This window comes from Crenobacter oryzisoli, assembly GCF_030385785.1.
GTDB classification, from domain to species: domain Bacteria; phylum Pseudomonadota; class Gammaproteobacteria; order Burkholderiales; family Chromobacteriaceae; genus Crenobacter_A; species Crenobacter_A oryzisoli.
Genome location: NZ_JAUEDK010000005.1, coordinates 170,871 through 179,126, shown reverse-complemented (window position 1 = coordinate 179,126; position 8,256 = coordinate 170,871). Strand labels below are relative to the sequence as shown.

Annotated in this window: 8 protein-coding genes; 4 read left to right on the top strand and 4 right to left on the bottom strand. The window is 65.7% G+C overall.

Features of this window, described 5'->3' with window-relative positions; all coding sequences use genetic code 11:
- A partial coding sequence (locus QU481_RS04770; protein ID WP_289828753.1) for a transposase occupies nt 1-403 on the bottom strand: 403 nt, incomplete at its 3' end.
- Nucleotides 404-781: 378 nt separating this feature from the next.
- On the opposite strand from QU481_RS04770, the gene QU481_RS04765 reads away from it, so the two are divergent.
- Both QU481_RS04765 and QU481_RS04760 read left to right on the top strand, forming a co-directional pair.
- Complete coding sequence (locus QU481_RS04765; RefSeq protein WP_289828752.1) at nt 782-1,744, top strand: flagella assembly protein FlgT middle domain-containing protein; 963 nt, start codon at nt 782-784, stop codon at nt 1,742-1,744.
- 73 nt (nt 1,745-1,817) lie between these two features.
- Entirely contained in the window at nt 1,818-2,813 is a 996-nt protein-coding gene (locus tag QU481_RS04760) for a Fe(3+) ABC transporter substrate-binding protein (protein WP_289828751.1), read from the top strand.
- A gap of 81 nt (nt 2,814-2,894) precedes the next feature.
- On the opposite strand, the gene QU481_RS04755 is transcribed toward QU481_RS04760, so the two are convergent.
- Complete coding sequence (locus QU481_RS04755; protein WP_289828750.1) at nt 2,895-3,425, bottom strand: YbhB/YbcL family Raf kinase inhibitor-like protein; 531 nt, start codon at nt 3,423-3,425, stop codon at nt 2,895-2,897.
- Between the two features lie 204 nt (nt 3,426-3,629).
- Between QU481_RS04755 and QU481_RS04750 the strand changes: the two genes are divergently transcribed.
- Complete coding sequence (locus QU481_RS04750; protein WP_289828749.1) at nt 3,630-5,231, top strand: ABC transporter permease; 1,602 nt, start codon at nt 3,630-3,632, stop codon at nt 5,229-5,231.
- Nucleotides 5,228-6,256 (top strand): ABC transporter ATP-binding protein, encoded by a 1,029-nt coding sequence (locus QU481_RS04745; RefSeq protein ID WP_289828748.1) that lies wholly within the window; start codon nt 5,228-5,230, stop codon nt 6,254-6,256. Before QU481_RS04750 ends, QU481_RS04745 begins: the two co-directional genes overlap by 4 nt.
- A 112-nt stretch (nt 6,257-6,368) precedes the next feature.
- Here the strand turns inward: QU481_RS04745 and QU481_RS04740 are convergent, their stop codons facing one another.
- The gene (locus QU481_RS04740; protein WP_289828747.1) at nt 6,369-7,007 is read right to left on the bottom strand and encodes a LysE family translocator; all 639 of its coding nucleotides are present in this window, start codon (nt 7,005-7,007) and stop codon (nt 6,369-6,371) included.
- A 143-nt stretch (nt 7,008-7,150) separates the two neighbouring features.
- Nucleotides 7,151-8,164 (bottom strand): zinc-binding alcohol dehydrogenase family protein, encoded by a 1,014-nt coding sequence (locus QU481_RS04735; RefSeq protein WP_289828746.1) that lies wholly within the window; start codon nt 8,162-8,164, stop codon nt 7,151-7,153.
- Between the last annotated feature and the right edge of the window lie 92 nt (nt 8,165-8,256).

Genomic DNA, 8,256 nt, shown 5'->3' with positions numbered 1-8,256 from the left:
GCTCGGACACCTGGCTCTTCGAGATGCCGGTCATGCCCATCGCCTGCACCAGTTCGTCGACCTTGCGGGTCGAGACCCCATTGATCCAGGCTTCCTGCACCACGGCGGCGAGCGCCTGTTCGGCTAACCGCCGGGGCTCAAGAAAGGACGGGAAGTAAGTGCCGCTGCGCAGCTTCGGCACTTGCAGTTCGAGCGTGCCGAGTCGGCTGTGAAGGATGCGGTCACGGTAGCCATTGCGATAGGCCTGGCGTTCCCCGTTGCGCTCGTGCAAGTCAGCCCCGATCTGGTTGGTGACCTCGCACTCCATCAGGTCAGCGAGCACCGATTCCACCAGAGAGCGCAAAAAATCGCCCCCGCCCTGTTGCTTCAGCCGTTCCATAAATGCCATGCTGTCGTTGGCCATCGAGTTCTCCATTGGGTAAGTCTGATTCTTCGCAAAATCGACCTTACCGGAGTTCGTCGATGGCCTTCTACCATCGGCCTGCATTTACACCACTTCCGTGGACTCTATCTGGCTGATCCTTCGTTCGCGAGATCGTAAACAGGCTCTAAGAAGACCGAGCCACCCTGAGGCGCAGCCCCGCTGGCTGGCTGTTTGCTGGTGTCCCGCGTCCGCTTGCAGCCAGCCGGGAAACGGCTGGGCAGCGCATGGCATCCTGCTTCCTGTTTCCTACTTTATTTTTCTGAAGCATCAAGCTGGCAGTGTCTGCGCCGATAAAAAGCCGATAGTTCCTGATAATCTATCGGCATTGCTCTATCCGCCGCCGTCGGCCCTCACTTCATGAAACCTGTACGCCTGTCCTTGTTGCTCTCCATCCTGACCCTGTCGCTGCCGGTGTGGGCCGACCCACCCCAGCCGCCGGCCAAGGCCACGCCTGCCGCCGACAACACGGAGATCTGCAAGCCTGTGAAGAAGGCGGTCAAGAAAAAGGCGGTGCACAAGGTCAAGAAATCCCACCGGCTGCCGGCGCCGCGCATCGTGCCGTCGCTGGTGCCGGTGACCCCAGTAGTGCCGTTCCCGGTGCAAAGCCCCTATGTCGACAACCGCTGCGGCGACACGTTGCCGCTGTTGGCTGCGCACTTCACGGTCGACCAGCCGGCGCAGATGCCGGACATGGACCGGCTGGCCTATCAGCTGCCGGTCGAGCTGGCCAGCCGCCTGAGCGCTCGCCAGAACGGACACATTCAGGCGCGGGCGCAGCCAGACGTGACCGTGCTGCCCGATCCGACCATCACCGACCCGGCCAGCGGCAGCGCCGGTGCCCGGCAGCTGGGCTGGCGCGAGAACGTGCGCTATGTGCTGGCCGGCCGGGTGATTGACACGAGCGTGAGCGACCACGGCCTGCGCATATCGATCCTGGAGGCAACCCGCTACCGCGACAGCGGTTCGCGCTACGAGGGTCCGCTGTCATCGATCTTCGATTCCGGCGTGCTCTACCGTGCCACCGAGCGCCAGTTCGACGCCGAATTCTGGCTGTATGACACCGCCACCGGCGCGGTGCTCGCCACCGATCGGGTGCACAAGGTCGCCAAGGGTAAGGTACTGCCGCCGCAGCCAGCGCCGTTCGGCTCGGTGGCGTTCTGGCAGAGCGACTATGGCCGTGTGGTCGACAGTGCGCTGACCGAGGCGGTCGATAAGATCGGCCGGCAGCTGGCCTGCCCGTCGGCGCCGAGCGGTGTCGGGCTGACCCCAGCCGGTGGCACATCCGTCTCTGCACTGCCGGCCAATCCTGCTATCAAATAGAATTGATAATTATTCTTGTCATGGGCTAGTATCCTGCTTCCGTCATCAACAACAAAAAGCGCAGGGAACATCCATGAACAAGTCGCTGATACTGGCCGCCATCGCAGCGGCCTTTGCCGGTTCGGCCTATGCTGCCGACGAAGTTGTCGTCTATAGCGCGCGCGGCGAGCAGTTGATCAAGCCGCTGATCGACGCCTACCAGAAAGAGAGCGGCGTTACCGTCAAGCTGGTGTCCGACAAGGAGGGCCCGCTGATGGAGCGCCTCCGTGCCGAGGGCAGCAACACCCCGGCCGACCTCCTGCTGACTGTCGACGCCGGCAACCTGTGGCAGGCCGAGAACCTGGGCTTGCTCAAGCCGGTGAAGTCCAAGGTGCTCGACGCCAACATCCCGGCCCACCTGCGCGATCCGAAGGGCGAGTGGTTCGGCCTGTCGATCCGCGCCCGTACCCTCTTCTATAACACCCAGAAGGTGAAGCCGGCCGAACTGTCCAGCTACGAGGATCTGGCCGATCCGAAGTGGAAGGGCAAGCTGTGCCTGCGCACCTCGAAGAAGGTCTACAACCAGTCGCTGGTGGCGATGCTGATCGCCAACGACGGCCCGGTGAAGACCGAACGCGTGTTGAAGGGCTGGGTCGCCAACCTAGCCACCCCGGTGTTCGGCGACGACACCAAGATGCTCGAGGCGATCGCTGCCGGCCAGTGCGATGTCGGTATCGCCAACACCTACTACTACGGCCGCCTGATGGAGAAGAACCCGAAGCTACCGGTGGGCATCTTCTGGGCCAACCAGGCCGACAAGGGTACCCATGTGAACATCTCCGGCGCCGGCGTGACCAAGTACGCCAAGAACGAGGCGGGCGCGGTGAAGTTCCTCGAGTGGCTGTCGTCGGAGAAGGCGCAGAACCTGTTCGCCGACGTAAACATGGAATTCCCCGTCAATCCGAAGGTGAAACCGGACCCGAAGGTGGCCGCCTGGGGCAACTTCAAGCACAACCTGATCAACGTGTCGAACGCCGGCAGCCGCCAGAAGGACGCGGTGATGTTGATGGATCGCGTCGGCTACAAGTAAGGACGACGTTTTCCGGTTCAATAACGGCGGCCCACGGGTCGCCGCTTTTCGTGGCGTTCGGCCAACCTTGATGGCTGGCGCTCAGCGGCCGTAGCGAGCGGTCAGGCTAGTTTTGGCCAACGCGTTCTGCTCGAACAACAGCGCAAACTTGCTCGGCGACGCATCCGGAGGCAAGGCGATGTGCGCGACTTTCAGCGCGTAGACGGTCAGCACGTAGCGGTGCGGCACATCGCCCTCGGGCGGGCAGGCCCCGCCGTAGCCGGTCTCGCCGAAGTCGTTGCGGCCTTGGCGGGCACCGGCGGGCAGGTCAGTACCGCTGCCGGCCCCGGTGGGGAGCCCGCGACTATTGGCGGGCAGGTCGAACACCACCCAGTGCCACCAGCCTTTGCCCGGCGCGTCCGGGTCGTACAGCGTGAGTGCAAAGCTCTTGGTACCGGTCGGCGGATTCTGCCAGGACAGCGCCGGCGAGCGGTTGCTCCCGACACAGCCGTGCCCGTTGTACACCTGGCGCAGCGATAGCGTCGCGCCGGGTGCAATATCCCGGCTCGTCAGCTGGAAAGCTGAGGCGGCGACTGCGGCGATCAGTAGCAGGGCGAACAGAGCGGTGCGCATGGCGTCACTCCGGGTTGGGGCCTGCTTCAGTATGGGTGACCGTCGCACGGGGGCAACGATCCCGTTGTCGGCACGGCTGGCGGTTGCGAAGACCGCTGGGTGAGACTTTTATCAATTCATTTCATGAATGTGTCGCATTTGCGTTTGCGCCACGCGATGCACGCCGGGATAATTGAACGTTTTCGAATATTCAATTGGAGCGACATGACCCTGGCCCTGCCGCGCTGGCGTATGGTGGCGCTGTCGATCAGCTTGATCACGCTGGTCCCGCTATTGCTGATTCTCGCCTCGATCACCCGGCCTGATGCCGAGCTGTGGTCGCATCTGCTCGACTTCCAGCTGCCCGAACTGATCGCCAACACCGCCTGGCTGCTCGGCGGCGTCGGCTTGGGCGTGCTGCTGCTCGGCGTGCCGCTGGCCTGGCTGATGGCGGTGTACGACTTTCCCGGTCGACGCGTGTTCAATTGGGCGCTGATGCTGCCCCTGGCGCTGCCGGCCTATGTGATGGCGTTCTCGCAGCTGGGCCTGTTCGACTTCACCGGCCCGATCCAGAGCTGGCTGCGCGACACCACCGGCGATTCCAGCTGGGTACCGCCAATCCGCTCCACTGGCGGGGTGATCGCGGTGCTGGTGCTGGCTTTCTACCCCTATGTCTACCTGTTGGCGCGCAATGCCTTCGCCACGATGGGCCGGCGTGCGCTAGAGGTCGGCCAGTCGCTCGGCCTGTCGCCCGTGGCTGGCTTCTGGCACGTGGCGCTGCCAATGGCGCGGCCGTGGATCGCCGGCGGGCTGACGCTGGCGCTGATGGAAACGCTGGCCGACTTCGGCACGGTGGCGATCTTCAATTTCGATACTTTCACCTCCGCCATCTACAAGGCCTGGTTCGCGCTGTTCTCGCTGCCCACCGCGATGCAGCTGGCGTCGCTGCTGGTGCTGCTGGTGTTCGTGCTGGTGGTGCTGGAGCAGCGCTCGCGCGGCCGGCGTGCCTACACCCAGGCGGGCAAGGCGGTGCCGCAGCCGCGCCTGCGCTTGAAGGGCGTGTCGGCGTGGGCGGCCAGCGGCTTCGCCGCGCTGGTGCTACTGTTCGCTTTCGCTCTGCCGGTGGCGCAGCTCGCGTGGTGGGCATGGTCGGTGTTCGATACCGAATTCGATGCCGACTTCATTGGCTATGTCGGCCGCTCGCTGTGGCTGGCACTGATCGCCGCGGTGGTGGTGACGCTGGTGGCGCTGCTCTTGTCCTACGCGCAGCGCCATGACGCCAAGAGCGCGCTGATCGTGCACTTGGCCACGCTCGGCTACGCGGTGCCGGGCACGGTGCTGGCGGTCGGGGTATTCGTGCCTATCGCCTGGCTCGACAACTGGCTGCTGGCGAGCTTCGCCTGGCCGGAGGGCACCGGCGCCATCCTAAAGGGCACGCTGGTCGTGATGCTGCTCGCCTACACCGCGCGCTTCCTGGCGGTCGGCCACTCGGCGGTGGATGCGGCGATGCACCGCATCACCCGCAGCCAGGAGGAGGCCGCGCGGAATTTGGGTTATTCCGGTTTTGGCTTGCTGGCACGGCTGCACCTGCCGTTGCTGTCCGGCGGCCTGTTCACCGCGGTGCTGATGGTGTTCGTCGACGTGATGAAGGAAATGCCGATCACGCTGATGACCCGACCGTTCGGCTGGGACACGCTGGCGGTGCGCATCTTCAATTTCACCTCCGAGGGCGAGTGGGAGCGCGCGGCGTTGCCGGCGCTTGCCCTGGTGATCGCCGGCCTGTTGCCGGTGATCGTGCTGTCCCGCCAGAAGGAATCGGCGTCATGATGCTGCTCGAATTCGATAACGTTACCCAGTCCTACGGCGTGGCCCCAGTGGTCGACGCGATGAGCTTCGCGCTCGCCGATGGCGAGATCGGCTGCCTGCTCGGTAGCTCCGGCTGCGGCAAGACCACGGTGCTGCGCTGCATCGCCGGCTTCGAGTCGCTGCAAAGTGGCGATATTCGTCTGGCCGGCCAGACGCTTGCCAAGGTGCCGGCGCACCAGCGCCCGATCGGCATGGTGTTCCAGGACTATGCGCTGTTCCCGCATCTGACGGTTTCGGCCAACGTCGGCTTCGGCCTGAAGGGCTGGGCGCGGCGCGAGAGGGCCGCGAGGGTGGCGGAGCTACTGGAGCTGGTGGGCCTGGCTGACTCGGGCGGCAAGTATCCGCACGAGCTGTCCGGCGGCCAGCAGCAGCGCGTCGCGCTGGCCCGCGCGCTGGCGCCGAAGCCGCGGCTGATCCTGCTCGACGAGCCGTTTTCCAATCTGGACGTCGACCTGCGCGAGCGGCTGTCGCGCGAGGTGCGCGACATCCTGAAGCGCGAGGGCATGAGCGCCATCCTGGTCACCCACGACCAACACGAGGCGTTCGCGATGGCCGACAAGGTCGGCGTGATGCAGCAGGGCCGGCTGCGTCAGTGGGACACACCGTACCGGCTCTACCACCAGCCGGCCGACCGCGCGGTGGCCGACTTTATCGGCCAGGGCGTACTGGTGCCGGGCACGGTGAGCGGCCTGGCGTGCCTGAGCCTGGAATTGGGCGAGTGGAGTGGCCAGCTGCCGGACGAGCTGTCCGCCGGCGATGCGGTCAACGTGCTGCTGCGTCCGGACGACGTGGTACACGACGACGCCAGCCCGTTCACCGCCACCGTGCTGGCGCGCGATTTCCGCGGCACGGTGTTCCATTACACGCTGGGGCTGCCATCCGGGCAGAAGGTGCTGGCGCAGGTGCCGAGCCACCACGATCACGCGATCGGCGAGGCGATCGGCATCCGGCTGGAGCTGGATCACCTGATCGCGTTCGCGCGCTGAGCACCTGGCCGGGAGAGCTTGCGCTGGCTTGGCTTGGGCGCTGTGAGCCCATGAAAAAGCTTGGTCGAACGGATTGTCGTTCGGCCAAGCTTTTTGTACTGAAAGAAGCGGTCTAGCTCGCCTGCTGGCGCAACCGCAGCACTCCCAGGCCCATTGCCATGAGAGCGGCGCCGCAGGCCCGGTTGAACAGCTGGGCGCGCCGATCGGTGCGGAACCAACCCTTCAGCCGGGAGGCCAGCAGCACATAGGCCAGATGCGACAGCAGCGTGCAGGCGGCAAAGGTGGCGGTCAGCAACAGGAACTGCGGCAGCACCGGCTGCCCGGCCTGCATGAACTGCGGGAACAGCGCGGTGAAGAACAGGATGCACTTGGGATTGGTGATCGACACCAGCGCGCCGCGCAGGAACAGCTGGGACGACCTCTGCGCCGCCGGGGGGGCGGTGGCGTCGAGCTGGGCGAACAGGTTGGCGCGATTCTTCCACTGGCGCAGCCCCAGGTAGATCAGGTACAGCGCACCGGCGGTCTTGAGCAGCAGGAACAGCGTCGCCGAGCTTTTCAGCAGCAGGCCGAGCCCGGCCATGGTGGCGGCGGACACCACGCACACGCCGAAGGCATTGCCGCTGGAACAGTACAGCGCACGGCGCGCGCCCACCGTCAGCGCATTGGAGATCGCCAGCAGCACGGCCGGCCCCGGGGTGAAGGCGGTGGCCAGGGCCACCGCGCAGTAGATCAACCAGCTTGTCATCGTCATTGCGTGCATTCCTCCGGCGTCACTCGCCAAGCACCTGGTCTGGCCAGCGCACGGCGAGCGACGCCGCCATCGGGTTGGCCGCCCGGTCGGGGCGGCAGGTTGTCGATTGGCCCGGCCTGGGTCGGGCAGGCCATGACGCCATCTTACCAGCTGTGCACCACCAGCTTGCCGATCATCGTGCCGCTCTCCAGCTTGCGGTGCGCCTCGATCAGCGTGGCCGCCGAGATCGGGCTCAGCGTTTCGGCCAAGGTCAGCTTCAGATCGCCCGCGTCGATCAGCGCAGCGACGCGTTCGAGGATGCGGCCCTGTTCGGCCATGTCGTCGGTCTGGTACATCGCGCGGGTGAACATGAACTCCCAGCCGAACGACGCGCTCTTGGTCTTTAGCACGTCCTGGTTCAGCACGCCCTTGTTCTCGACGATGCTGACGATGCGGCCTTGCGGGCGGATCAGCGCGACCATGTCGTCCCACCAGCCGTCGGTGTCGGCGGCGTTGTAGATGTAGTCGACGCTGCGGATGTCCTGTTCTGCCAGGGTGTCCACCAGCGACTGGGCGCGGCCGATCACCAGGTCGGCGCCGAGCTCGCGGCACCAGGCAGCGCTCTCCGGCCGGCCGGCGGTGGCGATCACGGTCAGGCCAGCGCGTTTGGCCAGCTGGATCACCAGTGAGCCGACCCCGCCGGCGCCGCCGATCAAGAGCAGCGACTTGCCCTGGTCGGCGCCGTCCGGGTCGATGCCGAGCCGGTCGAACAGGCCTTCCCAGGCGGTCAGCGCGGTCAGCGGCAGGCCTGCCGCCTGTTCCGGGCGCAGCGTGGCCGGCGCCTTGGCGACGAGGCGGGCGTCGACGGCCTGCAACTCTGCATTGCTGCCCGGGCGGGTGATGTCGCCAGCGTAGTAGACCGCATCGCCGACGGCGAAGCCGGCGACCGCAGCGCCGACCGCCTCGACGGTGCCGGCGGCGTCCCAGCCGAGCACGCGCGGGTTGGCCTCGACCTTGTCCTTCGGCGCGCGCACCTTGGTGTCGACCGGGTTCACCGACACGGCAGCGACGCGTACCAACAGATCGTGCTCGCCGATGGCGGGGATGGGCAGCTCGACGTCGAGCAGTGCTTCAGGGTGGTCGATGGGCAGGTAACGGGTCAGCGCAACGGCTTTCATGTCGGGTCTCCAAACGGTGAGGAATGGCGTCATTGTCCGGCGACTTTATGACCGGAAAAAGCCATAATCCAGTGATAGATTCACAACGAAAT